25 protein-coding genes are annotated in these 25,736 nt (G+C 72.0%); 10 read left to right on the top strand and 15 right to left on the bottom strand.

What is annotated here, in order from left to right:
* Positions 1–151: 151 nt before the first annotated feature.
* On the bottom strand, positions 152–1,615 hold the full coding sequence (locus IL992_RS37840) for a sensor histidine kinase (RefSeq protein WP_193208117.1): 1,464 nt from the start codon (positions 1,613–1,615) through the stop codon (positions 152–154).
* Positions 1,612–2,313 (bottom strand): response regulator transcription factor, encoded by a 702-nt coding sequence (locus IL992_RS37835; RefSeq protein WP_193208116.1) that lies wholly within the window; start codon positions 2,311–2,313, stop codon positions 1,612–1,614. The genes IL992_RS37840 and IL992_RS37835 overlap by 4 nt, the downstream gene beginning before the upstream one ends.
* 342 nt (positions 2,314–2,655) lie before the next feature.
* On the opposite strand from IL992_RS37835, the gene IL992_RS37830 reads away from it, so the two are divergent.
* The gene (locus tag IL992_RS37830) at positions 2,656–3,597 is read left to right on the top strand and encodes a tyrosine-type recombinase/integrase (protein ID WP_193208115.1); all 942 of its coding nucleotides are present in this window, start codon (positions 2,656–2,658) and stop codon (positions 3,595–3,597) included.
* 397 nt (positions 3,598–3,994) lie between these two features.
* On the opposite strand, the gene IL992_RS37825 is transcribed toward IL992_RS37830, so the two are convergent.
* Entirely contained in the window at positions 3,995–4,369 is a 375-nt protein-coding gene (locus IL992_RS37825; protein WP_193208114.1) for a PH domain-containing protein, read from the bottom strand.
* Positions 4,370–4,538: 169 nt separating this feature from the next.
* On the opposite strand from IL992_RS37825, the gene IL992_RS37820 reads away from it, so the two are divergent.
* Positions 4,539–5,057, top strand: coding sequence for a DUF5984 family protein (locus IL992_RS37820; RefSeq protein WP_193208113.1), 519 nt, complete (start codon positions 4,539–4,541; stop codon positions 5,055–5,057).
* Between the two features lie 71 nt (positions 5,058–5,128).
* On the top strand, positions 5,129–5,608 hold the full coding sequence (locus tag IL992_RS37815; RefSeq protein ID WP_193208112.1) for a YxiG-like protein: 480 nt from the start codon (positions 5,129–5,131) through the stop codon (positions 5,606–5,608).
* 88 nt (positions 5,609–5,696) lie between these two features.
* Here IL992_RS37815 and IL992_RS37810 read toward each other — a convergent pair whose 3' ends face one another.
* From IL992_RS37810 to IL992_RS37795, 4 genes are all read right to left on the bottom strand, one after another.
* Positions 5,697–6,176 carry a cupin domain-containing protein gene (locus tag IL992_RS37810; protein WP_193208111.1) on the bottom strand — a complete coding sequence of 160 codons (480 nt, stop codon included), beginning with the start codon at positions 6,174–6,176 and terminating at the stop codon, positions 5,697–5,699.
* Positions 6,177–6,263: 87 nt separating this feature from the next.
* A complete protein-coding gene (locus tag IL992_RS37805; protein ID WP_193208110.1) occupies positions 6,264–6,839 on the bottom strand; it encodes a hypothetical protein in 576 nt (191 codons plus the stop codon).
* An 83-nt stretch (positions 6,840–6,922) separates the two neighbouring features.
* Positions 6,923–7,993: a hypothetical protein gene (locus IL992_RS37800; RefSeq protein WP_193208109.1), complete on the bottom strand. Its 1,071-nt coding sequence runs from the start codon at positions 7,991–7,993 to the stop codon at positions 6,923–6,925.
* Positions 7,994–8,019: 26 nt separating this feature from the next.
* The gene (locus IL992_RS37795) at positions 8,020–8,430 is read right to left on the bottom strand and encodes an HGxxPAAW family protein (protein ID WP_193208108.1); all 411 of its coding nucleotides are present in this window, start codon (positions 8,428–8,430) and stop codon (positions 8,020–8,022) included.
* Positions 8,431–8,496: 66 nt separating this feature from the next.
* Here IL992_RS37795 and IL992_RS37790 point away from each other — a divergent pair, with 66 nt between their 5' ends.
* Entirely contained in the window at positions 8,497–9,012 is a 516-nt protein-coding gene (locus IL992_RS37790; protein ID WP_193208107.1) for a MarR family transcriptional regulator, read from the top strand.
* An 86-nt stretch (positions 9,013–9,098) separates the two neighbouring features.
* Here IL992_RS37790 and IL992_RS37785 read toward each other — a convergent pair whose 3' ends face one another.
* Complete coding sequence (locus IL992_RS37785; RefSeq protein WP_193208106.1) at positions 9,099–9,389, bottom strand: hypothetical protein; 291 nt, start codon at positions 9,387–9,389, stop codon at positions 9,099–9,101.
* A gap of 39 nt (positions 9,390–9,428) precedes the next feature.
* A complete protein-coding gene (locus IL992_RS37780; RefSeq protein WP_193208105.1) occupies positions 9,429–9,881 on the bottom strand; it encodes a carboxymuconolactone decarboxylase family protein in 453 nt (150 codons plus the stop codon).
* A gap of 115 nt (positions 9,882–9,996) precedes the next feature.
* Between IL992_RS37780 and IL992_RS37775 the strand changes: the two genes are divergently transcribed.
* Complete coding sequence (locus IL992_RS37775; RefSeq protein WP_226874530.1) at positions 9,997–12,825, top strand: AfsR/SARP family transcriptional regulator; 2,829 nt, start codon at positions 9,997–9,999, stop codon at positions 12,823–12,825.
* 4 nt (positions 12,826–12,829) lie between these two features.
* Here the strand turns inward: IL992_RS37775 and IL992_RS37770 are convergent, their stop codons facing one another.
* Both IL992_RS37770 and dhaM read right to left on the bottom strand, forming a co-directional pair.
* The gene (locus IL992_RS37770; RefSeq protein WP_193208104.1) at positions 12,830–13,132 is read right to left on the bottom strand and encodes an HPr family phosphocarrier protein; all 303 of its coding nucleotides are present in this window, start codon (positions 13,130–13,132) and stop codon (positions 12,830–12,832) included.
* Positions 13,116–13,490, bottom strand: a complete 375-nt coding sequence (dhaM, locus tag IL992_RS37765; RefSeq protein ID WP_193208103.1) for a dihydroxyacetone kinase phosphoryl donor subunit DhaM — start codon at positions 13,488–13,490, stop codon at positions 13,116–13,118. The genes IL992_RS37770 and dhaM overlap by 17 nt, the downstream gene beginning before the upstream one ends.
* Positions 13,491–13,526: 36 nt before the next feature.
* Between dhaM and IL992_RS37760 the strand changes: the two genes are divergently transcribed.
* Positions 13,527–14,300 (top strand): IclR family transcriptional regulator, encoded by a 774-nt coding sequence (locus IL992_RS37760; protein WP_193208102.1) that lies wholly within the window; start codon positions 13,527–13,529, stop codon positions 14,298–14,300.
* Positions 14,301–14,338: 38 nt separating this feature from the next.
* On the opposite strand, the gene dhaL is transcribed toward IL992_RS37760, so the two are convergent.
* From dhaL to IL992_RS37745, 3 genes are read right to left on the bottom strand one after another with little or no spacing between them, the layout of a single operon-like run.
* Entirely contained in the window at positions 14,339–14,965 is a 627-nt protein-coding gene (dhaL, locus tag IL992_RS37755) for a dihydroxyacetone kinase subunit DhaL (RefSeq protein ID WP_193208101.1), read from the bottom strand.
* Between the two features lie 28 nt (positions 14,966–14,993).
* Positions 14,994–15,986 carry a dihydroxyacetone kinase subunit DhaK gene (gene dhaK / locus IL992_RS37750; protein WP_193208100.1) on the bottom strand — a complete coding sequence of 331 codons (993 nt, stop codon included), beginning with the start codon at positions 15,984–15,986 and terminating at the stop codon, positions 14,994–14,996.
* Complete coding sequence (locus tag IL992_RS37745; RefSeq protein WP_193208099.1) at positions 15,983–16,753, bottom strand: MIP/aquaporin family protein; 771 nt, start codon at positions 16,751–16,753, stop codon at positions 15,983–15,985. Before IL992_RS37745 ends, dhaK begins: the two co-directional genes overlap by 4 nt.
* 284 nt (positions 16,754–17,037) lie before the next feature.
* On the opposite strand from IL992_RS37745, the gene IL992_RS37740 reads away from it, so the two are divergent.
* The 4 genes from IL992_RS37740 (at position 17,038) to IL992_RS37725 (ending at position 23,427) form a co-directional block, all read left to right on the top strand.
* A complete protein-coding gene (locus tag IL992_RS37740) occupies positions 17,038–17,811 on the top strand; it encodes a cyclase family protein (RefSeq protein ID WP_193208098.1) in 774 nt (257 codons plus the stop codon).
* Entirely contained in the window at positions 17,808–19,556 is a 1,749-nt protein-coding gene (locus IL992_RS48705; protein WP_193208097.1) for a thiamine pyrophosphate-binding protein, read from the top strand. Before IL992_RS37740 ends, IL992_RS48705 begins: the two co-directional genes overlap by 4 nt.
* A gap of 75 nt (positions 19,557–19,631) precedes the next feature.
* Entirely contained in the window at positions 19,632–20,384 is a 753-nt protein-coding gene (locus tag IL992_RS37730; protein WP_193208096.1) for a lysophospholipid acyltransferase family protein, read from the top strand.
* Between the two features lie 118 nt (positions 20,385–20,502).
* Positions 20,503–23,427, top strand: coding sequence for an ATP-binding protein (locus IL992_RS37725; protein ID WP_193208095.1), 2,925 nt, complete (start codon positions 20,503–20,505; stop codon positions 23,425–23,427).
* 64 nt (positions 23,428–23,491) lie between these two features.
* Here the strand turns inward: IL992_RS37725 and IL992_RS37720 are convergent, their stop codons facing one another.
* Positions 23,492–25,723, bottom strand: a complete 2,232-nt coding sequence (locus IL992_RS37720) for a M4 family metallopeptidase (protein ID WP_193208094.1) — start codon at positions 25,721–25,723, stop codon at positions 23,492–23,494.
* Between the last annotated feature and the right edge of the window lie 13 nt (positions 25,724–25,736).

Here is a 25,736-nt window from a genome sequence, read left to right as displayed (position 1 = left end):
TAATCAGAGATGAACAATCGGTGCGCTCATCGCCGGTCGCCGGCCTTGTTGACCAGCCTCTTTCCTCGGAGTCGAGGCACGATGACGAGCTGTGCCACAGCTCCCATCCCTGCCCGTTATGTCCTAGCTGATATGCAAAACCGCGGCAGGCTCAGCCGTCCTGAGGCCGATACAAAGGCAACACGACGCGGAACGTCGCTCCCGCGCCGGGCACACTGCCCGCCTCGATCCTGCCCGCGTGCGCCTGCACCAGCGCGGCGGCGATGGCCAGACCCAGCCCGGTGCCGCCGTACGCGCGCGAACGGCTCGGGTCCGCACGATAGAACCGGTCGAACACATGGGGGAGATCTTCGGGCGCGATGCCCTGTCCCTCGTCGCGCACCTCGACCAGAGCCGCTTCAGTAGCCGCGCCAGGTCCTGATCCCGCGTGCACGGCCCCATGAGGTGCGACCTCCGCGCCCGTCCGTCGTCTGACCGTGACGCGCACCGCGGTGCCCGCCGCCGTGTGGGTGATCGCGTTTCCCACCAGATTGGCGATGACCTGGTGCAGGCGGTGTTCGTCGCCACGCACGAGTACCGGGTCGTCGGAGATGCGCAGATGGAGGGGGCGCTCCCGGTCACGGGCTTGGGCGGCGTGCACCACATCCCCCGCCAAGACCCGGAGGTCCACCACAGTGGGCTCCAGCGTGGGTTCCTGATCCAGACGGGCCAGCAGCAGCATGTCCTCGACCAGCACGCCCATCCGTTCCGCCTCGCCCTCGATCCGGCCGAAGAGCCGCTCAGCCGCCGGGTCCCGCGTTCTGTGCCCGTGGTGGTACAACTCGGCGAAGCCGCGGATCGACGTGAGCGGCGTACGCAGTTCGTGCGAGGCGTCGGCGACGAAGTGACGCAGCCTCCGCTCGGACTGCTCCCGCTCGCGCAGCGCGAGGGCCAGGCGCTCCAGCATCACGTTCAGGGTTCGCCCCAACCGGCCGGTCTCGGTGCGCGGATCGGTGTCATCGACCCTGCGATCGGTGTCCCCCTCCGCGATCGCCTCCGCCGTACGCTCGATCCGGTTCAGCGGACGCAAGCCCAACCGCACCACGAACCAGGCGACCGCACCCAGCAGCGACAACACCAGGACGCCGGCGGCCAGCTCGATGACCAGCAACTGCCGCACGGTTTCCTGGTTGGCCGCCAGCGACATCGACACCGCCACCCGTCCGCCGCCCGGCACGCTGGCCACGAGCACGCGCCACTCCTCCGAGCCGGTCCTCCCGGCCACCGTGACGGGACGAGCCGGCAGCGCTGCGGCTTCCTGGGCGGTCAGGGCGGGCCCGTCGGAGAGGTCGGGCGGCATCTGCCGCACCACGCCTCCGTACGCGTCGTAGAACGTCATCCGGAACTGTGTCGGCAGCTCCATGTCCCTGAAACGTGGAGGCGGCGCCGTGGGCGGAGGACGCCGGCCGAGGGTGAGGACCAGATCAGACAACTGGGTGTCCACCCGAGCCAGCAGGACCCGATCCAACAGCAACACACCCGCCACGGCGAAGACGGCCAGACCAGCAGCGCACAGGCCCAGCAAGGCGGCCAGCAGCCGATGCCGCAGCGACCACGAACCCCGAACCAGCCTCATGAAGAATCCTGCAGGCGATACCCCAGCCCACGCAACGTGTGGATCAACGGCCGGCCTTCCGCATCGATCTTCCGCCGCAGGTAGCTGATGTAGGACTCGACGATCCGGCTGTCACCGTCGATGTCGAAGTCCCACACCCGCTCCAGAATCTGTCCCTTGCTGACGACCCGCTCGGCGTTGATCATCAGATAGCGCAGCAGGCTGAACTCCGTCGGCGACAGATGGATGGCCCGTCCCGCCCGCCGCACGAGATGGGCCTCCTCGTCGAGCTCCAGATCCGCATAACGGAGAACCCCGTCATCGACCTCCTCCGTCGCGGGCCGGACCCTGCGCAAGATCGCCCGCAGCCGCAAGACGACCTCCTCCAGGCTGAACGGCTTGGTGACGTAGTCGTCCCCGCCCGCGGTCAGGCCGGAAATCCGGTCCGACACGGCGTCCTTGGCGGTCAGAAAGAGCACCAGCGGACTGTCCTGCGCCTCACGCAACCTGCGAGCGACCGTGAAGCCGTCCAGGTCGGGCAGCATCACATCCAGCACGATGATGTCGGGCCGCTCGGACGTCACCGCTTCCAGCGCCGCCCGTCCGCTGGACGCGGTTCGCACGTCGAAACCGTTGAGACTCAGTGCCTCGGACAACAGATCCCGGATGTTGGGCTCGTCGTCAACGACCAGGACTTTCGCGGGCACGGACTCGTTCATAGGTATCGTTCTACGGTACCTGTGTAAGAGCAGCCTGAAAGGCCACGACCCGGGCGCGCGAGGCGCGAAACCGCGTGCCGAGGCTGAAATGTGTGTCAAGCCGACGTCGGGTCAAACCCTCAATCAGCCAGCTCCGGTCTCCGCACGCCAGCGGCCCATAGGAAGTACGGAAGGGCCGCTGCCCCGTATCTCATGTACGTGATAATGACCTATTATCACGTACATGAGCGACCATGTCGGCGCGGCGACCAGGACAACTCCTCGCCGGGGCGAAGTGCGACTCCTGCACGTTATCCGGTACATCACGAGGACCGGTACAGCGCTCGCCGCCCAGTGGGCGGCATGAGCGCCGCGCCGAAGGTCACCGCCCTTCGCGGTGGAGGCGTCACGCTCTCGGCGGCCGCCGACGCCTTCCTGGCCACCCCGCGCATTGCCAATCCCAACACCCACCGCGCCTACGCCTCGGCCGTCGACCGCGTCACCGCACTGCTGGGCCGCGACCGCGTACTGGCCGAGATCACCGACGACGAGATCGGCGCCGCGCTCGCCGAGCTGTGGGGGTCGAACGCGCCGGCGACCTGGAACCGCAACCGCGCCGCCATCACCTCCTGGCTCGCCTGGTGCCAGACCAAGAAGCACTGGGCCGCCCCGTCAGTCCCAGCCGATGCCGAACGGCGCAGGGAGAACACTGACGAGACCCGCGCGGTCGCCAAGACCACGATCCACCGGCTGCTGTCCCGCCGCGACATCCCGCTGCGGGAGCGGGCGCTGTGGCGGATGCTCTATGAAACGGCGGCTAGGGCCGCGGAGATCCTGGCGCTGAACGTCGAGGACCTCGACCTGGAGCACCGCCGCGCCCCCGTCCGATCCAAGGGCGGCGCCGTCGAGTGGGTGTACTGGGACAGCGGCACCGCCCACCTGCTGCCCCGCCTCCTCCGGCTCCCCGATGGCAGCACGCGCACCTACGGTCCGGTGTTCCTGTCCGAACGCCGTCCCGTACCCGCCCGCCGCCCGGCGGCCGGCGACATCTGCCCGCACACCGGCCGCGCCCGGCTCGGCTACGACCGCGCCCGCGTCCTGCTCGAGAAGTACGCCGGCCTCGATTTGCATCAGCTGCGCCATTCCGCGGCCACCCACCTCGGCGAAGCCGAGATCCCGCTGCAGCTCATCATGGGCAAGACCCGGCACAAGAACCCCCGCACCGCCATGCGCTACGTCAAACCCGGAGCTGAGGCCATCGCTGCCGTCACCGAGCACCTTGCTCCACCCCGGCGCCGACACTGATCTGAGCTGTTCCGAGGTGTTGCTTGGACGCCTCGTAACGCCGTGATCCTTCGGACGCCCGACCCGGAACGGAATATCACGCCAAGCCGCTTCCGCCCGACCCGCTATCGCGACTTTTCGTTCGTATGTTGCTCAACCCCCGAACCCGTCAGGCTGGCTGCTTCCGTGCCGTTTGGCTGTGGTCGTGGGTCGCGGACCCGGCAGTGTTCAACGGGAGGGCCTGCAGCCGCGCGCGGTGTGTAGCGGGTCGGCTCGCACGGTTGGGACCGGCTCGGGCGCCGCCTGCGGCAACGAGGTGCAGGCTGCCCGTGCACAGGCTGCTCGACTTCGCGCGGAAGCCGCCATGGAAGGCGACTGAGACGCCGCGTCCCTGCTCCGCTGGAAACGGTCCACTCTGCTAAAGCACGTAGCCGGCGATCACGTGGCTGAGGCGGATGATGTCGGAGTTGCCCTTGAACTCGAAGCGGACTTTGCCAAGGCCGCTGAACCAGAGTTCCAGTTCGGCGTCGAGGTCGAAGGTTCCGGCGGTCTCGACTGACCATGCCTGGACCTTGCTGTAGGGCAGGGAGGAGAAGTCGCGCTTCTTGCCGGTAAGCCCCTGGACGTTGACCGCGATGATGCGCTTGTCGGTGAAGACGACGAAGTCGCGGACCGTTTTGTAGGAGGAGATGATCTGCTCGCCGTGGAGCAGGAGAGGGGCCACGGTCGGGCCGACCTCTTGCGGGTGGCACGGATTCAGCTTGAAGAGAGAGTCGTTGTTGAAGTCGATCACTTTGGACAGGTTACCTGCGGAATTGGCTGGCCTGCCGGTTGAAGTCTCAATAGGGCGAATCAGCCGGGCGGAGAGCCTCTTTTCGGAGTGGGGCGGTGAGCCGCGGAAATCGGGGACCAAGCGGAGATCGGCTCGGGCCGGGCATCGGACGGCGAGTACCATCGGCCTGATGATCAGGTTCCGCTTCGCGTTGACACCCCTGGGAAGGGTTGCCCCATGGGGTCGTGAGCATCGGGAACTGCACTGGTTCGGGCTGACTGATGGCTGGTATTGGATCGAACTGGCTGATCACGAGTTGCTGCGCTACTTTCCGGACACCCCTCGGTGTGCGGATTCCATGGCGCAGCGCCCTTGTGTCGACTATTACCTGGCTCGCCTCTGGGAAGACATCATCGAGATGACACCGGCCGTTCTCGAACCGGTGCCGCCCGATCTCTTCGATTTCGTCGCCGGAGATTCCGGCGACTGGCGGCCCGTGAACAGCGATGCGGCGTCGATCGCCGCGGTCTGGTACGACGAACGAACCTTGAATCTCGGCTACATCCGGCATGGCATTCGACTTGATCTGGAGCGGTTACGCGCCGAGCACGCCGATCGAATGACATGGCTCGCGCGAGGCCTGCGGTATGTGCCGGAAACCGATTGGACGGTTGTCCGTGCCGGCGCGATAGAGCTTCGCCAGGGTTGACGGTTCGGGAGGGCCCAGGAAACGGGCGCGCGATCATGCCCATGTCGCGCGACGAGAAGACAGGATCACGAGTGGACGTCCCGACCCTTAAACAGGCGCTGGACAACGTGTTCGATCAAGCACTGGTCTATCACGCGTACACGGACTACATGCGCGACTACGAGATGATCGTCTATCTCGCGTCCGATCCTGTGACCGGAGTCCCGCCCATGTACCTCCGGTACCTCTTCCGCTGCTGCGTCGAGGTGCGCACATGCACCTCCGTGCGCAGGGATGTCTGGCGGAAGTCCCTCGACGATCGTTTATTGGGCGACCCGGGCACCATCGGCCAGGATGGGTACGTCTGGGGCGTGAAGTGGCAGTGCCTCTATCCCGGCGGTCGAATCGTGTTCGACTCGCAGCACGCCCGTGAGTGGTCGGAAGCCCTCGGCATCGATTTCCACGAAGTTCGATTCGAGACCAACGCACACGACATCACCTTGGTGTTCTCCGATCTCCAGGTGACCGAAGTCCCGGCCGGCTACGCGCCCTTCAGCGTGACCGGCAACTGACGCGGGCTGGACGGCTCACGCGAGGCGGCGGCATTCCGGTGCCGGCCACGCGGTTTCGTCCAGCGCCGACGTCGTTTCCGTGCGGTGCTCAGAGCCAGAAGGTGTCGTGGCGGAGGTAGAACTCCGCCTTCTCCTCTTCGCTCATGTCCGCGAGCGTGAGCAGTCCCTCGAAGTAGCCCTCTCGTGGCGCGCCGGGCGCGAAATGCAGCAGCATCGACGCCGGCTCTCCCGACTCGTTGCGGAACGCGTGTACGCCACCCTCCGGGACGTGCACGAAGTCGCCGGGGCCGGTGTCGATCCAGCGCCGTCCGTCGTAGATCCGCACAGTGCCGGAGAGGATGTAGAACGATTCGGAGATCGAGCGGTGGAAATGCGCCGCCGGGCCGCTGGGCTCGGGTCCCATATCCCAGCGGTAGAGCCCGAACTGTCCATTGGTCGTCGCACCGGTCGCCAGATAGTGCACCGTGGTTCCGCTCGGGTAGTCGAGCTCGGGCGTGGCGTCCGGGCGCCGGTACGACGCCGTCAGCTCGCCCGTGTCACCGCGGTAGGTCGGCGGTGGATAGGTCAATGGTCGTCCTCTCCTCGGATTCGAGTCGCTCGCCGGGTCGTGGACCCGGCTGTTCGACCTCGGCTCGGCGGCGGCGGCGGGTGAAGGTCAATCGTCGTCGCTCGAGGTGTGGAGTTCTTCGTACGCCTCCCTGCATCGCTCGGTGTCGCCGGGCGGGCACAGCAGCACTCGCAGATTGAAATCGACAGTACGCCGACGGCCCGCCGAGGTGTAGGTGATGCGCACACCCTCGGCTCCCGCGGCGGCGTCGCCGGTCTTCGCGTACTGCAGCGCGAGCTCGGTGTGCAGGGGGCTCTCCTCGCAGGCAATGGTGACCGCGGGACCGCGAGAGGGGAAGCCGAGCTCGGTCAGCGGCTTGTCGGCCATGCCGAGCATGGGGCCCGTATGCGGCCGGGACGAGAACGCCTGCAACACGATGTCGTTGTACGGCTTGATGAGCTCGACCTTGGTGATGGTGACAGAACCCGGCCGGTCCAGGCACATGTCCCAGCCGCCCAGAGAGTACGGCCGGTGGGCGACCGTGCCGGGCAGCGCGACCTCCGCGTCGGTCCCGTCCGCGCCGGAGCCCCCCGCGACGATCAGGTGTGGGCCGAAAGCCCCGCAGCCGGAGGTCAGGGCGGTGACCACGGCCATCGGCGGGATCAGGCGAGTGAGGGCACGCATGCTGGGACTCGATACCCCCGGGCTCCGGCGGTACGCTCGCCGGCCACCGGCTGAATCGCCGAGCGGAGTGTGGGGGAGGGCGGTCATGGAGCGGGAGCCACGCGGGACGACCACACGCGGGCTTCCTGTTCCGACAACACACGGTCGAGGGGGATCGACGGCCGCATCATCGGATAGGTGCGGCCGATGTTCCACGTACGCCGGAACGACGGACTGGCGAGGACCACCACACGATGCCCGTCGAGGAGCGGGATGTCGGCGGGGCACCCGGCGGTGCGGATCGACTCGCCCGTCGCGTCGCTCAGGTCGAACCGCGCCACGATCGGCCCGGCCTCGGGCTGGAGAGGCCCGTCCGTGGCCGCCACGACCCAGGAGGGGTGGGGGATGGTCACCGGCACGTGCCCGTTCAGGACGTGCGCCAGCAGCGTGGAGAGCTGGAAGTTGTCCCCGATTCCACCGATCGTCATCGCGTACGCCCGCCCGGTCGGCCGGTGGATGACGATCAGCGGCTCGTCGTCGAGAACGGCCAGGAGCCTCGGCAGGCACCACAGGTCGGGGCGGTCGTCCTCCAGGGCGGCGACCGCCGCGGCGAGTCGCGGACGCCGGGAGAGATCCGCGCGGATGGCCGCCGACCGCTGGAGCACGGTGGTCGCGGCCGTGCTCCAGTCCTCGGCGATCGACCAGCCGACGGCCAGGTCGAGGGCGCGAGCGAAAGGCAGGCGGCGGCCGAGCCCGAGCCGTCCGGGCAGGCCGAAGGGGCCGGAGAGCACGCGCGCCGCGCCGAGGACCGCCTGGTCCTCCTGATCGGGTTTCGGGAGGCGCCGGTCGGTGACCGCGCGCCAGGCCCGGGCGAACTCGGCGGAGCGCTCCAGCGCGTCGCACAGGCCCGCGACCACGGGCTCGACCAGCGGGGCGGGATCGGCTCCGTTCTCGACCATCGCGCCGCCCATCACGGCCAGTCGCGCGCCGAGCCCGGGAGGCAGCCGGTCGAACAGGCCGCACAGGCGGACGAGGACGGCGTCCGCGGTGGCCGGGTCCGAGTCCTCTGTCCTCTCCCACAGGTCCTGTAGGGTCGCCAGGAAGCCAGGGAGGTCCTGAGTCTCCGCGGCGCAGTAGAGGTCGTCGCACCGTTGATCGATCACCTGGTCGGGCACCGCACGATGTTAGGACAGGGCGGAGCTCAGCGGTTGGCGGATATCGACATGTCGGAGAGGGCGGGTTCCTCGGGGACGGCATCGATGTGGGGAGCGCCTCCAGCGCGAGGCTCGTCTCCGCGGTCCGCGACACGGTCCGTGAGACGGCCCGCGAGACGGCAGGCGAGGCAGCCGCCGTGGCCCGTCATCGGGTCCTTCACCCGCCAGTCCCACTGCTCGGGAGGTCGCGGGCCGCTGGGCTTGCCCCAGCCCGCCAGGTGCAGCGCCCAGGTGACCAGGCCGCCCAGGGCGATCACGCCGATGCCGAGCCCGATGCCGAGGGGCGAGGCGGCGCACATCGCCCCGCCTGCCGTCGCGCAGCCGAACAGCACGACGACGCAGCCGGTCCAGCCCGCGACCGTGTGCCCGAGGTCCACATCGTCGTGCATGCCGCTCATGATTCTCCTCGACGATGAGATAATTATCTCACGAACTAAACATCTTAGATTCTAAGGAGATTGCCGATGGACGGCAAGCCGCGCCCGGAGGCGACGCCCGAGCAGGCTCTCGCCGGCATGGATCAGTTGATCGCGCTCAGTCTGGTCGGGCAGCACGACATCGCCCAGCGGCTCGGGCTGAACGTCACCGACGTCACCTGCCTGGGCTTCATCCTGGCGGCGGGGGACGACCCGATCAGCGCGGGCGCGCTCGCCGAGCAGGCCGGCCTGACCACGGGCGCGGTGACGGGCGTGCTGAACCGGCTGGAGAAGGCCGGGTACGCGCACCGGCAGCCGGACCCCGAGGACCGCCGCCGGGTGCGGGTCGTCGCCGACCCGGCCGCGGCCGCCACCGCCGCGGCCGTCTACGAGCCCTTCTACCGGAGGCTGAACGAGCTGTTCGCCGACTACACGCCCGCGGAGATCGCCGTTCTGTCCGACTGGTTCACCCGGGCGGGCGACCTGATGCGGGCCTACCTGGAGGAGATCCGGCGCGAGCAGCTCGCCGCCATGCCCCGCGCCCGGCGCACGCGGAGTCGCTGACGCCGCCGCGCCCTTGCCCGCCGAGCCGGGCCCGCCGCCTCCTCCACCCGGCCGCCCCGGCCGTGGGCCGGGGCGATCGGAGGGGGTCAGCGCTCGTCGACGACCCGGCCGTTCAGGGCGGTGGCGTCCTTCGTCAGGGACATGGTCAGCGGTGCCTCCGGGAAGGTGGGCAGGGCGGCGAGCGCGGCGCCCATCTGCTCACCGGTCTTCCAGTGCCAGGTGTCGGTGTAGGTGCCGTCCTCGAGCTGGATCAGTACGGTGCGGGTGAGGCCGGGGTGCCCCTCCCTGATGGTCGCGATCAGCGAGCTCCGGCGGGCCAGGAACTCCTCCAGGTCGGAGTCGGCGACGGAGTATCGGTGTGAGCGGACGGCGGTCATGCCGGTGTCTCCTTCTGTACGTGGGGTCGGGGAGGGGGCTTACCAGCTGCCGGCGATCTGCCGGACCGGGGCGTTCAGGCGGTTGAAGAGGTTGGTGACGGCGGTCATCAGCAGGATCGAGGCCAGTTGCTTCTCGTCGAAGTGGTCGGCGGCGTTGTCCCAGACCTCGTCGGAGACGGCGTCGGCGCGGTCGGCCAGCCGGGTCGAGGCCTCCGCCAGCTCCAGCGCGGCCCGCTCGGCGTCCGTGTAGTACGGAGTCTCGCGCCAGGCGCTGACCAGGCCGATGCGCTCGTCGCTCTCGCCGAGCTTGCGCAGACTCTTCAGACCGGCGTCGACGCAGTAGCTGCACCCGTTGATCTGGCTGACCCGCAGGTGGATCATCTCCATGAGCTCCGGGGGAAGACCCTGCGACTGAGCGGCCTTCATCAGCTCCATGATCGGCTTCATCGCGGCGGGGATGATCGCGGCGGGGTTCTTCATCCGGGCTTCCATCGTGGTTCCTCCGTATCGGTTCTGCGAAATCCGTCTCGGTTCGTGTGAGATCAGAGTGGCCGCCCGGATTGATACATTCGCTATGCGCGCACGATGTGATCGTGATGGGGGGACGATGCTGCGCTTCACCCTTCTCGGCCCCGTCCAGATGGTCGTCGACGGCGCGCCCCTGACGGGCATCGCCCCACGTCATCGGGCTGTCCTGGCCTACCTCCTGCTCAACGCCGGCCGGGTGATCGGCATCGAGCGGCTGATCGACGCGATGTGGGGTTACGACCGGCCCGACACCGCCCGATCCCAGATCCACGCCTCGATCACCGCGATCCGCAAGGTGCTGCGCGGCGCGGGAGCCGTACGGCTCCTGGAGACGCGCGCCGGCGGCTACGTGGCGCAGCCGGAGCCCGGGCAGGTCGACGCGCAGGAGTTCACCGAGCTGGTGGCCGCAGGCGAGCTGCGCAGGGCCCTGGACCTGTGGAGCGGCGAGGCGCTGGAGGACGTGCACGCGCATTACGTCACCGGCGTCCGGGAGCTCTGGAACGACCGGCGGCTGTCGGCGTACGAGCGCCTGGTGGAGGGCGAGCTCGCCGCCGGGCGGCACGTCGATCTGCTCGACGAGCTCGCCGCACAGGTGGCCGCCAACCCGCTGCGCGAGAAGCTCAACGGCCACCTCGTCCTGGCCCTGCACCGGTCGGGACGGCAGCCCGACGCCCTGGCCGCCGCGCGCGCCTACCGTACGGCTCTCGCGGACGAGCAGGGCCTCGACCCCGGACACGCCTTCACCGAACTGGAGCGGGCGGTCCTGGCGGACGATCCGGCCCTGCGCCTGGCCGGCCCGGCGCCGGTGGTGCCCGCCCCGCCGTCCCGCTCCACCTTCCTGCCCTACGACATCCCCGATTTCTCCGGACGGGCCGCCGAACTGGAGCGGCTCGCGGACGAGCGCCACCACGAGCCCAACGGGCCGGCGGTCGTCACGATCGACGGCATGGCCGGGATCGGCAAGACCGCTCTCGCCGTCCACGTGGCCCACCGGCTGGCCGATCGCTATCCGGACGGCCGGCTCTTCATCGACCTGCAGGCCCACACCGCGGGCCGGGAGCCCATCGACGCCCCCGCGGCGCTGGAGGTCCTCCTCCGTCAGCTCGGGGTGCCCGCCGACCGCATCCCGGTCGCCCCGGCCGAGCGGAGCGCCCTCTGGCGCGCCGAGCTGGCCGATCGCCGCGTGCTCGCCGTACTGGACAACGCCCTCGACGCCGAGCACGTGCGCCCCCTGCTGCCGGGGCGCTCCGACACCCTCGTCCTGGTCACCAGCAGGAGGCGGCTCGTCGACCTGGACGGCGCCCAGGCGCTGTCGGTCGACGTGCTGGGCGAGGCGGAGGCCGCCGAGCTGTTCGAGCGGATCGTGGGCGAACGCGCTCACCGGGAGCCGGACGCCGTACGCGAGGTGCTGCGGCTGTGCGGGCACCTCCCGCTCGCGATCCGGATCTCCGCCGCCCGCCTCCAGCACCGCCCGCGCTGGACCGTGTCCTACCTGGCCGGCCGGCTGCGGGACCATCGCCGCCTCCTGGACGGGGTGTCGGCGGCCTTCGCCCTCTCCTACGAGCAACTCCACGAGGACGAGCAGCGCATGTTCCGCCTGCTCGGGCTGGTGCCCGGGCGCGACATCGACGTCTGCGGCGCCGCCGCGCTGGCCGGGATTTGCGAGGACGAGGCCGAGGAGCTACTCGAAGGCCTCCTCGACGCCCACATGCTCCTGCAGCTCGAACCGGGCCGCTACACCTTCCACGACCTGCTCCGCGAGCACGCCCGCTCGCTCGCCGAGGACGACGGCGCCGTCATGCGGCTGCTCACCTACTACCTGCACCGCTCCCGCGCGGCGATGGACCGGCTCTTTCCGTACACGGTCGGCCAGCGGGAGGGAATCCCCCAGCCGTCCGCCCCGATCGCGCCTGTCCGCGACACCGCGGAGGCGATCACCTGGCTCGACGCCGAGCGCTCCAACATCATCGCGACCGCCGTCCACGGACCCGAGATCTGCCTGGGCATGCTCGCCCTGGCGTTGCGCCCCTACCTCGACCGGCACGCGCACCACGACGACGCGCTCACGCTGCACACCCTGGCCCTGCGGCGCAGCCGTACGCTCGGAGACCGCGAGGTCCAGGCGCGCGCGCTCACCGACCTGGCGCGGACCTACTGGCGGCTCGGCGAGTACGAACGGGCGGAGGAGCACGCTCACCAGGCCCTCGACCACTGGGCCCTCGACGCGTGCGAGGAGGCCGGCGAACGGGCCCGGGCGCTGCTCACCCTGGGGAACGTGGCCCTGCGCCGCGGCCGGGACGCCCAGGCGGAGCAGTACCTCAAGCAGGCGCTCGACCTCACCCGGATCGGCGCCGACACCTGGGGCGAGGCCAACGTGCTCGGCATCCTCGCCCTCCTCCTCGACCGGGCCGGCCGCCCCGAGGAGGCCCGGCGTCATCTCGACCTGGCGCTGGCACTCCACCGCAAGGTGGGCGACCCGGCCGGAGAGGCGATGACCCTCGACCACCTCGGCGTCGTCCTCCGGCGCCAGGGCGAGCGCGCCCAGGCACGCGTCCGCCACGAGCAGGCCGCGGCCGTCTACCGCGCGCTCGGCAACACCGCCGACGAGGCGGCCGCGCTCAACGGGCTGGCCGAGGCGGCGGACGACCCGGCTCGGGCGATCGAGGAGCACACGGCCGCGCTCGCGCTCGCCGACCTGACGCGCAACCGGCCGGAGCAGGCGCGCGCCCACGACGGGCTGGCACGCGCCCACCTCGCGCTCGGGCACGCCGAGCAGGCGGGTGAGCACGGGCGACTGGCTCTCGGTCTCTACGGCGAGCTCGGCGTTCCGGAGGCCGAGAAGGTCCGCGACTTCCTCGAGAGCGCCGGAGCGTCCGCCGCGCCGCCGGCGGGCGCGGCGCGGCGGTAGGCCGTCAGCCGCCGAGCACCGCGCCGAGCGCGGTCAGCGCCTCGGCGGCGTCGTCGCCGGTGGCGCGCAGGGTCACGGCCTGCCCGCTCGTGGCGCCCAGGCCCATCAGCGACAGCACGCTGCGCACGTCGACCGAGCGGGAGCCGTACGAGAGGGTGACGGCCGAGGTGAAGGCGGCCGCGGTCTGGGCGAGCGCGCTCGCGGGGCGGGCGTGCAGGTCCTCGGTCAGGACGATCGTGCGCTCGCCGGCGCCGGCCTCAGAGGCCGCGGGTTCAGAGCTTGCCGTGGGCTCAGAGCTTACGGACATGCCACGCCTCCTCGGCCGCCGCCAGCACACCGTCCAGCGAGGCCCCGCCGCCCGCCGCGACGACCGCGGAGATGGCGCCCTCCACGAACGGCACGTCGGCGATCACGACGTCACCCGGGGCCTGCAGCAGCCTGGCGGTGAGCACCGAGCTGCCGAGGTCGGGGATCAGCACGACGCCGTCCCCCCGGTCCACCTCCTCGATGGCGGCGGTCACCCGGTCGGGACTGGTGCCGAGGCCGCCGTCCTCGGTGCCTCCCGCCGCCGCCAGCGGCACCTGCGCGCCGCCGATCTGCCGGGCCAGAGCGGCCACCTCCGCGGCCAGGCCGCTGCTGTGTGAAATGAGTACGATGCCAACCATTCGTTATTCCTGAAGATCGTTCGGCATAATCGAAAAGTGATCCAGTCGGTGGAGCGCGCCGCGCTCATCCTGAAGGCCCTCGGGTCAGGCACCCCCCGGCTCGGGGTCACCGAGATCGCCGAGCGGGTCGGCCTCGCCAAGCCGACCGTGCACGGGCTGCTGCGCACGCTCGCCGCGTGCGAGCTGGTCGTGCAGGACCCCGACACCGGCAAGTACGCGCTCGGGCCCGCCGTGCTGCAACTCGGCAACGCCTATCTGGAGGGATCGGAACTGCGGGCCAGGAGCCTGCTGTGGGCCGACTCCCTGGCCCAGCGCGTCAACGAGGCCGTCTGGGTCGGCACACTGTCGGGGAGCCGGGTGATCGTGCTCCACCACGTGTTCCGGCCCGACGACGTCGTGCAGATCCTGGAGGTGGGCGCGGCGATCCCGTGGCACGCCTGCGCGCTCGGCCACGCCATCGCCGCCCACGACCCGCGCGGGGAGGAACTGCTGTCGGACGACCTCGCCCCGCTGACCGGGCTCACCAGGACCGGCCGCGACGACCTGGAGCGGGCGCTCGCGCAGGTGCGCCGCCGGGGGTACGCGGTCGAGGACCAGGAGGCGGCGCTGGGGGACGCGGGCGTCGCCGCGCCCGTCTTCTCCCGGGACGGCTCGGTGGCCGGCGCCGTCGCCGTGGTCGGGCCGGTCGAGCGGGTGCTGGACCCGGCACGGCGGGAGGAGATCGCGCTGGCCGTGCGCGAGACCGCGCGGGCGGTCTCGCGCGACCTCGGCGCGCCCCGCTCCGCCGTGCCCGGAGGCCCGGCCGCCTGAACGGTCCCGGCCCGGTGCGGCCCGGCCGCGGCTCCCGCTCATCGGGAGGCGGCGGCCTTCAGCGCGCCGAACAGCAGAGCCGTCGAGGCGGCGCCGGGATCCTCGTGCCCGACGCTGCGCGGCCCGAGGTAGCTGGCCCGCCCCTTGCGCGCCTGCAACGGGACCGTCGCCCTGGCGCCCTGATCGGCCGCGGCGGCCGCCGCCTCCAGCGCCTCCTCCGGCTTCAGCCCGTCCCGTACGGCCTGGGCCAGCGCCTTCGCGGCCGGGGCGAGGGCGTCGACCATGGTCTTGTCGCCCTCCGCCGCGGCGCCGAGGCGCTGGACGCCGGACAGGGCCGCGTTCAGACCCGTGCTCAGCTCGGCCGGCGAGATCTCGGCGGCCTCGCCGAACGCCTTGCCCATCTCGCGGAAGGCGGTGCCGTACAGGGGGCCGGAGGCGCCGCCGACCTTGCGGATGAGGGTGGAGCCGACGAGGACGAGCAGCGCGCCCGGGGTCCGCGGGGACGCGCCGGCGAGCGCCTCCTGTGCGGCGGTGAAGCCGCGGTCGAGGTTGGCGCCGTGGTCGGCGTCGCCGATCGCGGCGTCCAGTTGGGTGAGGTGGTCGCGCTGCGCCCGCACGGCGGCGGCGATCTCCTCGATCCAGGCGGCGAAGAACTGGGTGTTCACGAGGGGACTCCAGAGGTTCGGATGGCGGTCAGCGGCCCCAGCGCAGCGCCGGTGTCTCCACCGGCGCGTCCCAGAGCCGGGTGAGCTCGCCGGTCAGCGAGCACGTCGTCACCGAGAAGCCTTGCATGTCGAGGCTGGTCACGTAGTTGCCGACCAGGCTGCGCACGGCCGTCGCGCCCTTCTCCCGCAGGTACGCCTCCACCTCGGCGAAGACGATGTAGAGCTCGATGAGCGGCGTCCCGCCCATGCCGTTGACCATGACGAGCGTCTCGCCGGACAGCGGCAGGTCTGTCTCGATCGCGTCCATGGCGGTACGGACGATCTCGCGGGCCTCGCGCATCGGAGCCCGGGTCCGGCCGGGCTCGCCGTGGATGCCGATGCCGAGCTCGATCTCCGTGTCGCTCAGCTCGAAGGTGGGCTTGCCCGCGGCCGGGACCGTGCAGGGCGTCAGGGCCACCCCGAACGAGCGGCTGCGCTCGTTGACCTCCCGGGCGACCCGCGCCACCTCGGCCAGGGGCGCGCCGGTCTCGGCCAGCGCGCCGGCGATCTTCTCGACGAACAGCGTGGCGCCGGTGCCCCGGCGGCCCGCCGTGAACAGGGAGTCCTGCACCGCCACGTCGTCGTTGACGAGCACGGTCGCCACCTCGACGCCCTCGTCGCCGCTGAGCTCGGCGGCCATCTCGAAGTTCAGCACGTCGCCCGTGTAGTTCTTCACGATGTGCAGCACGCCCGCGCCGCCGTCCACGCCCTTGGTCGCCTCGATGAGCTGGTCGGGGACGGGGGAGGTGAAGACCTCGCCGGGACAGGCCGCGTCGAGCATGCCGTAGCCCACGAACCCGCCGTGCAGCGGTTCGTGACCCGAACCGCCGCCGGAGACCAGGCCGACCTTGCCCGGCCGGGGGGCGTCGGCGCGGAAGACGACCTTGTTCTCGATGTCGACGCGGAGCGAGGGGTGCGCCGCGGCGATGCCGCGCAGCGCGTCGGTGACGACGGAGTCGACACTGTTGATGAGCTTCTTCATGATGGGGTCCCTACTGCCGTGGTCGTGCTCTCCAGCTTCGTCCTTCCTCGCGAGGCCGCAAGCGCCGTGTAGGCGAGCGCCCCGATCAGCCCGCCCGCGAACTCCCCGACGAAGTAGGCAGGCAGCTGATCCCAGTTCACCGCGCCGCCCCAGGCCGCGTTGACGAGGAACGGGCCCGCGTAGCGGGCCGGGTTGATCGCGGCCCCGGTCACCGGGCCCACGATGACGATGATCGCGAAGACGATCGAGCCGATCGCCATCGGCGCCCACCCGGGCACGGCCCGCCGGTCGAGCACCCCGAAGACGACGAAGACCAGGACGAACGTGCCGATCGCCTCGATCAGCGTGCCGCGGGCGAAGCCGACCTCGGGGGCGTACGCGGTCACACCGCCACCGGCGGCCCTGGCGGCGTCCGCGCCGAGCGTCGCGAAGATCCCGAGCGCGCCCGCGAGGGCCCCGGCGACCTGCGCCGCGACGTAGCCGGGCACCTCGCGCCAGGGGAAGCGGCCGGTCGCGGCGAGGGCGACGGTGACCGCCGGGTTGATGTGGGCACCGGAGATATGTCCGATCGCGTACACCGTGCCCACGATGACCAGCATGAACGCGAAGCTGATCATGCCGAGCTGGGCCATGGAGAAGGGGGCGTGGGAACCGGCGGCGATGACGCCGGTGGCCGCGGCGGAGCCGGCGCCGACGTACACGAGGAAGGCGGTGCCGAGCAGTTCCGACAGGAGCTTCTGGAACGTGGAGGGGGGTGAGTCGTTCATGAGACCGTCCAGAGTGTGAACGTCGTTCGATAATGTCGAACGCGGTTTCATAGAAGTTAAATCTGGAGGCCACCCACGTCAAGGGCCTCGGCGCGTACGCGGAGGGCCCGGGCCTGCCCCGGAAGCGTGTGGGGGCGGGGCGCCGCCGGTCCGCCTCCCGCGCGGCCTTACCGGGCGGCGACATCGCGACGACCCATACGCCGGGCCTATATGGAGACGGCATATGGCGTTCCGGGGGGAGGGTGTAGGAGTATCGCAGGGGCCTGAATCATGGGGAGGCGTTGATGTCGGTGTTGCGGGATCTGGTGGACGGCATCCGGGGCGGGGGGATCGAGGTGCTCGACCTCACCGCGCCGCTGAGTGACAAGACACCGATCCTGTTGCTGCCCGAACCGTTCGGGCAGACGGTGCCGTTCTCGATGCAGGAGATCAGCCGGTATGACGACCGCGGCCCGGCCTGGTACTGGAACAACTTCACCACCGGCGAGCACACCGGCACACACTTCGACGCGCCCGTCCACTGGGTCACCGGCCGCGACGGCGAGGACGTCTCGCAGGTGGCCCCCGCCAAGCTGATCGCACCCGCCGTGGTGCTCGACTTCAGCGCGCAGTCGGCCGCCGACCCCGACTTTCTGCTGGAGGTCGACCACGTCAAGGCGTGGGAGGCCGAGCACGGGCCGCTGCCCGACGGCGGCTGGCTGCTGTATCGCACCGGCTGGGACGTGCGCGCCCACGACCAGGCGGAGTTCCTCAACGCCGACGAGACGGGGCCGCACACGCCGGGCATGTCGATCGACTGCGCCCGCTACCTGGCGGAGGAGACGCCGATCACGGGCATCGGGGTGGAGACCGTCGGCACCGACGCCGGGGCGGCCCACTCCTTCGACCCCGCCTTCCCGTGCCACTCCTACCTGCTCGGCGCGGGCAAGTACGGCCTGACCCAGTTGCGCAACCTCGACCGGCTGCCGCCGACCGGCGCGGTGGTGGTCGCCGGCCCGCTGCCGATCGTCGGCGGTTCCGGCAGCCCGGTCCGCGTGCTCGCGCTGGTGGAGCGGTGAACGTCGCGGAGGCCGTCGGCGCGGCCCTCGCCGCCCTCGGCGTACGGGCGGCCTTCGGCGTCGTCGGCAGCGGCAACTTCCACGTCACCAACGCCCTCGTCGAGCACGGCGTGCGGTACGTCGCGGCGCGGCACGAGGGCGGGGCCGCCACGATGGCCGACGCCTACGCCCGGATGAGCGGCACGGTCGCCGCGCTCACCGTCCACCAGGGACCCGGCCTGACCAACGCGCTGACCGGCGTCACCGAGGCGGCCAAGAGCCGCACCCCGCTGCTGGTGCTCGCCCCGGAGGTAACCTCGCCCACCTCCAACTTCCGGATCGACCAGACCGCGCTCGCCGAGGCCGTGGGCGCGCACTGCGCCAGGGTCGGCTCGGCCGCCACGGTCGTGGACGACACCGTGATGGCCTTCCTCGCCGCCCTCCTCGGGCGCCGGACGGTGGTGCTCAACCTGCCCCTGGACGTGCAGGCCGAGACGCTGCCCGACGAGGCCGCGGAGGCCGTACGCGAACTGCTGGCCGGCCGGGGCGGCGCGCACCGCGACGTGGCGAGCCGCGTGCCGGCGGCGTGGGGGCTGACGTTCCCCGTCGAGTCCGGGAACGACGAGGAGCCGGAGGGGCTCGCGGCGGAGCCGTCCGACGAGCTGACGCGGTTCGCGCGGATGCTGGCGGAGGCGGAGCGGCCGGTCTTCGTGGCCGGCCGGGGAGCCCGCGGCGCGCGGCGGGAACTGGAGGCGCTCGGCGAGCGGGTGGGGGCGCTGTTCGCCACCTCGGCGGTCGCCAAGGGCCACTTCCACGGCAGCCCCTGGGACCTCGACGTGAGCGGCGGTTTCGCCACTCCGCTCGCGGCCGAGCTGATCCGCGGCGCCGACCTCGTCGTCGGCTGGGGCTGCTCGTTCACCATGTGGACCACCCGGCACGGCGCGCTGATCGGGCCGGAGACCACGGTCGTCCAGGTGGACCTCGACCCCGACGCGCTCGGCGTGCACCGCGAGATCGACTTCGGCGTGGTCGGCGACGTACGTGAGACCGCGCGGGCGGTCGCCGCCCTGCTCGGCGAACCCGGGGCGGAGGGCGAGACGGGGACGCGCGGCTACCGCGCTCCGGAGGTCGCCGAGCGCATCGCCCGCGAGGGGCGCTGGCGCGACGTGCCGTACGAGGACCTGAGCGCCGACGGGCGCATCGACCCCCGCACGCTGACCATCGGGCTCGACGACCTGCTCCCGCAGGAGCGGCTGGTGGCCGTCGACTCGGGGAACTTCATGGGATATCCGTCGATGTTCCTCACGGTCCCGGACGGCGGCGCGTTCTGCTTCACCCAGGCGTACCAGTCGATCGGGCTCGGCCTGGCCACCGCGATCGGCGCGGCCGTCGCGCGGCCCGACCGGCTCGCGGTCGCCGCCCTCGGCGACGGCGGGGCCCTGATGGGCGTCGCCGAACTGGAGACGGTCGTACGACTCGGCCTGCCGATGGTGGTCGTGGTCTACGACGACGACGGATACGGCGCGGAGGTCCATCACTTCGGCCCGCACGGTTTCCCGCTCGGCACGGTCACCTTCCCGCCCGCCGACATCGCGCGGATCGCCCGGGGCTTCGGCTTCGAGGCGGTGACCGTACGGCGGGAGGAGGACCTGTCGGGGGTCGCCGAGTGGCTGAAGGGGCCGCGCGACAAACCCCTGCTCGTCCACGCGAAGGTCACCGCCGACCGCCCGTCGTGGTGGCTGGAGGAGGCCTTCCGGGGTCACTGACCCGGAGCGGTGGACGCCGAGAAGAGGACCTTCGGCCCGGTAAAGGTTACGGACGAGTAGGTTACGGTTTCAGGCATGGCTGAGATCGTGTACCCGCCGGTCCTGCGGACCGCGCTGACCGCCTTCAAACTGCTCGACCTGAGGTTCCACATGGAGGGCACGGAGCGGATACCCCGCAGCGGCGGCGCGGTCCTGGTGAGCAACCACGTCAGCTACCTCGACTTCATCTTCGCCGGCTTCGCCGCCTACCCCGCCGGGCGGCTGGTCCGGTTCATGGCGAAGAAGGAGGTCTTCGACCACCCCGTGTCGGGCCCGCTGATGCGCGGCATGCACCACATCCCGGTGGACCGGTCGGCCGGAGCGGGAGCCTACGACGCCGCCGTACGGGCCCTCAAGGACGGCGAGATCATCGGCAACTTCGCCGAGGCGACGATCAGCAGGTCGTTCACGGTCAAGGAGATCAAGAGCGGCCCGATCCGGATGGCGGCCGAGGCCGGGGTGCCCGTGATCCCGGTCGCCCTGTGGGGCGGGCAGCGGCTGTGGACCAAGGGCCGGCCCCGCAGACTGCTCCAGCGGCATGTCCCGATCACGATCCTGGTCGGCGAGCCGATGCGGCCCGGCGAGGCTTCCACTGCAGCGGGCGACGACATCGCCGCGCTCACCGGCGACCTGCGGCGGCGGATGACCGACCTGCTCGACGAGGCCCAGCGGACCTACCCCGACCAGCGTCGGGGCGTGTGGTGGCAGCCCGCCCACCTCGGCGGCACCGCGCCCACCCCGGAGGAGGCCGCCGCGCTCGACGCCGCCCCCCGGCCACGCCGCGAGTAGGGCCGCAGACGTCTGTCCGGTTCCGCAACACGGCCGTTACGCCGAAGGGTTGACCGGCGGTCAAGGGACGGGGATAACTGAGCCCGGGGGACCCGCAACCCGTACCTTGGAGCCGTGGATGAGCATCGTGCCCCCGCCCCCGCTGGTCGGACGCGCCACTGAGCTGCGGACTCTCATCGACGCGGTGACCCGCCCGCCGGCGGTCGTGCTGGTGGAGGGCGAGGCGGGCATCGGCAAGACCCGGCTCGTCCGCGCCGCGCTCGACCGCCTGCCGACCGGCGACCGGGCCGTGCTCCTCGGCTACTGCCACCAGATCCGCGAACCCTTCCCGTACGGGCCGGTCTTCGAGGCGCTGCGGGACATCAGGGGACGGCTCCCGGTGGCGCACCGGCTCAACCCGGTCACCGGCGCGCTCCGCGGCCACCTGCCCGAACTGGCCGGCGCGCTGCCGCCGTCGCCGCAGCCCCTGGACGACCCGCGGGCCGAGCGCCACCGGGTGTTCCGCGCGATACGCGCCCTGCTGGCGGCCGTCGGACCGGCCGTGCTCGTCGTCGAGGACCTGCACTGGGCCGACGACGGCACGCTCGACCTGCTGCGCTTCCTGGCCGGGCAGCCGCCGCAGGGGCTCGCGGTGGTCGCGACGTGCCGCCGGGACGGCGTCGCCGGTCCGCCGCTCGGCCGGGCCTACCGGCACCAGCCGGACACGGCCAGCGTGGTCGTACGGCTGGCGCCGCTGGACGCGTCCGGCGTGGCCAGCCTGGCCGGTGCGCTGCTGGAGCGCTCCGACCTGTCTCCCGGGTTCGTCACGCGGCTGCACGAGCGCACGGCGGGCATCCCGTTCGTGGTGGAGGAGCTGGTCCGATCCCTGCCCGCCTCGCCGCCCGGTAGGGACGACCCGGACGCGCTCGACCGTGCCGTCGACCGCGCCGGCGCGCCGCTGTTGCTGCGCGAGGCGATGGCCGAGCGGATGTCCGGTCTGTCCCCGGCGGCGGCGAGAGCGGTCCGGGCGGCGGCCGTGCTGCGGCTCCCCGCGGCAGAGCAGCTGATCACCGCGGTCGGCGGCGACCCGGCCGCGCCGAACACGGCCGGGCAGGGCCCCGTCGGATTGGGCTCCATCGGATTGGGCCCCGGCGGACTGGGCGCTGTCGGATCGGGCTCTGCCGGACTGGCCGAGGCGCTGCGCGCCGGAGTCCTGTACGAGCACCCCGGCGGCCGGTACGGCTTCCGCCACGCGCTGGCCCAGCAGGCCGTCTACGACGCCATCCCGGGCCCCGAACGCCGGTCGGCGCACGTTCGGGCGATGGCCGCACTGGCCGCGACGGACGCGCCGCCGCTGGTGCAACTGGCCTTCCACGCCCGGCAGGCCGGGGACACCGACGCCTGGGTGCGCCACGGGACCGCCGCCGCCCAGCAGGCCGCCGCGCTGGGGGACACCGCCCTGGCCGTCGAGGTGGTCGAGGGCATGCTCGACGACCCCGACCTTCCGGTGCGGGACCGGGGCCCGCTGGTGCTGATGCTGAGCCGCTTCGCGGCGACGGGCCTGTCGCACCAGCGGGTGGTGCGGCTGCTGCGCCAGGTGCTGCGGGGCGACTTCCTGTCCCGGGACGTGCGCGGCGAGGTGCGGCTCAACCTCGGCGTCGTCCTGTCCAACCAGGCGGGCGACGCCGCCGCGGGGCGGCCGGAGATCATGGCCGCACTCGCCGAGCTGGACGACCGGCCGACGCTCGCCGCGCGCGGCTGGGCCAGCATGGCGATGCCCGAGTGGGGCGCCGAGTCGCTGGCGGAGCACGCGGAGTGGATGGCCCGCGCCGAGGCGCTCGTGGCCACCGCCGACAACCCGGAGCTGTCGGCCGCGGTGCTGGCCAACCGGGCCTCCTTCGAGATGACGACCGGCTCTCCCGGGGCGTTCGACGTCGCCGCCCGGCTTCCGGCCGACGACCCGCGCACGGGGGTCCGGCGGGAGGTCGCCAGGGCGTACTGCAACCTCCACGACTCGGCGACCACTGTGGGGCTCTACGCGGCGGCCGAGCGGTTCGCCCGGGAAGGGCGGCGGCTCGCCCTGGAGACCGGCGCGCAGTATCCCGCCTTCCTCCTCGACGCCTCCGCGATCCGCAGGGAGTGGCTCACCGGGCGGTGGGACGGGCTGCGCGACCGGGCGGCGTCCCTGGGGGAGTCGGCCACGGAGACGCCGCTGATCGCGGTGGACCTGTGGCTGGTGCTCGGGCTGCTCGCCCTGGCGACGGGCGAGTGGGAGGAGGCGGTCAGGCAGCTCCACCGCGCCGGGCTGGACGCGCCGGAGGCCCGCAACGTCCCGGTCGTGACGGCCGCCGCCGGGGGGCTCGTCGACCTGCACCTCGCCCGGGGAGAGATGGACGAGGCCGTCGCGGAGGCCGAGCGTGCGGTCGCCCGGCTGCGCCGCAAGGGCGTGTGGGTATGGGGCGCGAGCCTCGTCCCGTCGGCCGTCGCCGCGTTCGCCAGGGCCGGGCGCTTGGAGACGGCGGCGGAGCTGGTGGACGAGTACGCCGCCGGGATCGCTGGCCGGGTGGCGCCCGCCGCGCATGCCGCGCTCGACGCCGCCCGCGGCGCGCTCGCCGTCGCCGAACCGCGGCACGCCGACGCCGCCGCTCTCTTCGCCCGGGCCCGCGAGGCGTACGCCGCCCTGCCCCAGCCCTACGCGGCGGCGCGGGCGGCCGAGGGCGAGGCGCGGGCCCGGCTCGCGCTCGGGGACGGCGCCGCGGCGGCGGGCTTCCGGGAGGCCGCGGAGTGGTACGGCCGGCTCGGCGCCACCCACGACGCCGCCCGGTGCAGGCGGGTGCTGCGCGACATCGGCGTGGACGTCCCGCTCCCGCGCGGCGGGCGGCGGGGCGCCGGCGCGCTGTCGCAGCGGGAGCGGGAGGTGGCCCGCCTCGTCGCGCTCGGCCGGACCAACCGCGAGATCGCCGACGTGCTCTTCCTGTCCACGCGCACGGTCGAGACCCACGTGGCCACCGTGCTGCGCAAGCTCGGCGTACGGTCGCGGACCCAGATCGCGCCGCCCGCCTGACCGGCCGTGGACACGGGAGATCCCCGGGACCGGATCTGGTCCCGGGGATCTCCGCCGTCGTCGCTCAGACCGTGATGCTCCACGAGTCGAGGTAGCCGGTGTCGTAGGTGTACTGGTCGCGGACCTCAAGGGTCCAGGTGCCCGCCGCGGTCTGCGTGACCGGGACGGAGTAGGTCCGGGTGCCGAACGACGTGCAGCTCAGGCCGCCGCTGGACTTGACCGTGTACCAGGTGCCGTTCGGGCCCTGGAGCCTGATCCGCAGGTCCTCGGCGCAGGTGTGCGAGATCGTGATGCTGAGCTTGACCGGGGAGACCGCGGTGCCCGTGGCGGTCGAGGTGATCGGGCTGGTGATCGTGGTCAGGTCGTTGATCGTGTAGTCGGTGCCGTTGGTGAACGTGCGCCCGCCGGAGGTGCCCGACGCCGTCAGCGTGTACGACGCGGTGTGGGTGCCGGACGAGCCGCTGCCGGTGACGGTGACCGTGTACGTCCCCGACGGTGTCGACGCGCTGGTGGCGATCGTCAGGGTGGCGGAGCCGCCCGAGGTCACCGAGGACGGGCTGAAGCTCGCGGTGGCCCCGGAGGGAAGCCCGGAGGCGCTGAGCGTGACCGTCTGCGCGCTACCCGAGGTGGTCGAAGTCCCGACGGTTGAGGTGACCGACTGGCCCGGCGTCACCGTGCCCGCCGTGGGGTTGAGCGACAGCGAGAAGTCGTTGCCCGAGGAGGAGGAGCAGCTCGCCTCGTTCGACTGCGCCGGCACTCCGGCCGCGCTCCACGCCGCCTTGGTGGCCGCGCACTCGGGGCTGCTCGCGCCGTACAGTTCCACCGCCGCCGCCAGCGACGCGGTCCTGACGTTGACGTACTTCCAGGTCGAGGTCTTGCGCTGCAGCGCGCCCATGTAGATCTTGCCGGCCTTCTGGATGCCGATGCCGGTGACGGAGGAGGGGCCGCCCGAGCAGATCGGGCTGCTCGGCTTGCCGCCGCCCGGCGACGAGCCCTCGGCGAGCAGGTAGAACCAGTGGTTCAGCGGGCCGGCCGCGGCGTGCACCTCGGTGCTCGGGATCGAGGAGGAATAGCAGTTGGGGTCCCCGGCGAGGGACGGGTTGTACATGTAGCGGATCGGCCCGTCGCCGACGAGGTTGACCTCCTCGCCCACCTGGTAGTCCGGCGGGTCGTTCGGGTTGTTGGCGTACGCCTCGGTGAGCGCGCCGAAGATGTCGCCGGTGCCCTCGTTGATGCCGCCGTTCTCGTTGCCGGAGCCGGCGGCGCCGGGGGTCGTCTGGAAGATGGCGTGACCGAACTCGTGCGCCACGACGTCGATCGGCGTGGCCTGGCGGGCGTTGTCCTGCGAGTGGCCGAAGTTGGTGTAGCTGCCGTTCCAGTACGCGTTGACGTCGGCCAGGCCCACGCGGGCGGGGAAGCCGCCGCCGCTGCCGTTGATGCCGTTGCGGCCGAGCCAGTCGCGCAGCATGTCCCACTCGCGCTGCACGCTGTACAGCGCGTCGACGCAGGCGGTCTCCAGGTTGGTCCCGCCGCCGTTGCCCCAGGAGTCGTCGGTGCCGGTGTAGGCCGAGCCGTTCTGCCCGCCGCACTTGATGCCGCTGCGAGTGGAGTCGGTCATCGAGTACGAGGTGCCGGAGCCGCTCGTGTCGATGGTGACCGTGCCGTAGTAGTAGCCGTTGCCGGTGCCCGCCTTCACCTGATCGTAGGAGTCGGCGATCTCACCGGTGGTCGCGTCGACGAACACGTGCCGGATGCTCGGCTTGCCGTCGGCGATGCCGGAGACGACGGCCTCCCACGCGAGGCGGGGCTTGTGACCCCAGGCCAGGACCACCAGGCGCGGGGCCGCGGTGTCGTCGACCCGGGACAGCACGGTCTTCGCCGTGTCGGTGGCGGTCTCGGCGCTGACCGTGGGCGAGGTCGGCACGCCCAGGGGGAGGGCGCCGGACGCCGCCTCGGTGTCGCGCACGCGCCCATTGGAGTCGGTGACCACGACCGCGTCGCCGCCCACCATGGGCAGGCCCTTGTACGACCGTTCGTAGGTGACGTAGTACATGCCGCCGCCCGGCGTGACGGCGGTGCGCCGGTAGGTCTCGTTGGGGGACACGCGCAGGTCGTCCAGGCCGCTCGCGACGGCCTGGTCGGCGGCGGCCGCGGCCCGCTGCGCGGGGTCGTCGGCGAGGGACCTGACCGCGCTCTCGCTGCCGGGCGGGGGCTTGGCGGCGGCGGCGGTGGCGGGTGCCACCACGCCGGTCAGGGCCAGTGCGGCGGCAGCCGCGAGCAGTGCAGTGCGCCTCATGGGCGTCTTCCTT

Source organism: Microbispora sitophila (assembly GCF_014892245.1).
GTDB lineage: Bacteria > Actinomycetota > Actinomycetes > Streptosporangiales > Streptosporangiaceae > Microbispora > Microbispora siamensis.
This window is presented reverse-complemented; position numbering and strand designations above follow the sequence as displayed.

Excerpts from the sequence above, each read along its gene's own strand:
- IL992_RS37730 (WP_193208096.1), top strand. The coding sequence starts at position 19,632 with ATGGCTGAGATCGTGTACCCGCCGGTCCTGCGGACCGCGCTGACCGCC.
- IL992_RS37720 (WP_193208094.1), bottom strand. The coding sequence starts at position 25,723 with ATGAGGCGCACTGCACTGCTCGCGGCTGCCGCCGCACTGGCCCTGACC.
- IL992_RS37805 (WP_193208110.1), bottom strand. The coding sequence starts at position 6,839 with ATGCGTGCCCTCACTCGCCTGATCCCGCCGATGGCCGTGGTCACCGCC.
- IL992_RS37745 (WP_193208099.1), bottom strand. The coding sequence starts at position 16,753 with ATGAACGACTCACCCCCCTCCACGTTCCAGAAGCTCCTGTCGGAACTG.
- IL992_RS37785 (WP_193208106.1), bottom strand. The coding sequence starts at position 9,389 with ATGACCGCCGTCCGCTCACACCGATACTCCGTCGCCGACTCCGACCTG.
- IL992_RS37780 (WP_193208105.1), bottom strand. The coding sequence starts at position 9,881 with ATGGAAGCCCGGATGAAGAACCCCGCCGCGATCATCCCCGCCGCGATG.
- IL992_RS37770 (WP_193208104.1), bottom strand. The coding sequence starts at position 13,132 with ATGTCCGTAAGCTCTGAGCCCACGGCAAGCTCTGAACCCGCGGCCTCT.
- IL992_RS37830 (WP_193208115.1), top strand. The coding sequence starts at position 2,656 with ATGAGCGCCGCGCCGAAGGTCACCGCCCTTCGCGGTGGAGGCGTCACG.
- IL992_RS37835 (WP_193208116.1), bottom strand. The coding sequence starts at position 2,313 with ATGAACGAGTCCGTGCCCGCGAAAGTCCTGGTCGTTGACGACGAGCCC.
- IL992_RS37775 (WP_226874530.1), top strand. The coding sequence starts at position 9,997 with ATGCTGCGCTTCACCCTTCTCGGCCCCGTCCAGATGGTCGTCGACGGC.
- IL992_RS37790 (WP_193208107.1), top strand. The coding sequence starts at position 8,497 with ATGGACGGCAAGCCGCGCCCGGAGGCGACGCCCGAGCAGGCTCTCGCC.
- IL992_RS37795 (WP_193208108.1), bottom strand. The coding sequence starts at position 8,430 with ATGAGCGGCATGCACGACGATGTGGACCTCGGGCACACGGTCGCGGGC.
- IL992_RS37725 (WP_193208095.1), top strand. The coding sequence starts at position 20,503 with ATGAGCATCGTGCCCCCGCCCCCGCTGGTCGGACGCGCCACTGAGCTG.
- IL992_RS37840 (WP_193208117.1), bottom strand. The coding sequence starts at position 1,615 with ATGAGGCTGGTTCGGGGTTCGTGGTCGCTGCGGCATCGGCTGCTGGCC.
- dhaK (WP_193208100.1), bottom strand. The coding sequence starts at position 15,986 with ATGAAGAAGCTCATCAACAGTGTCGACTCCGTCGTCACCGACGCGCTG.
- IL992_RS37820 (WP_193208113.1), top strand. The coding sequence starts at position 4,539 with ATGATCAGGTTCCGCTTCGCGTTGACACCCCTGGGAAGGGTTGCCCCA.
- IL992_RS37740 (WP_193208098.1), top strand. The coding sequence starts at position 17,038 with ATGTCGGTGTTGCGGGATCTGGTGGACGGCATCCGGGGCGGGGGGATC.
- dhaM (WP_193208103.1), bottom strand. The coding sequence starts at position 13,490 with ATGGTTGGCATCGTACTCATTTCACACAGCAGCGGCCTGGCCGCGGAG.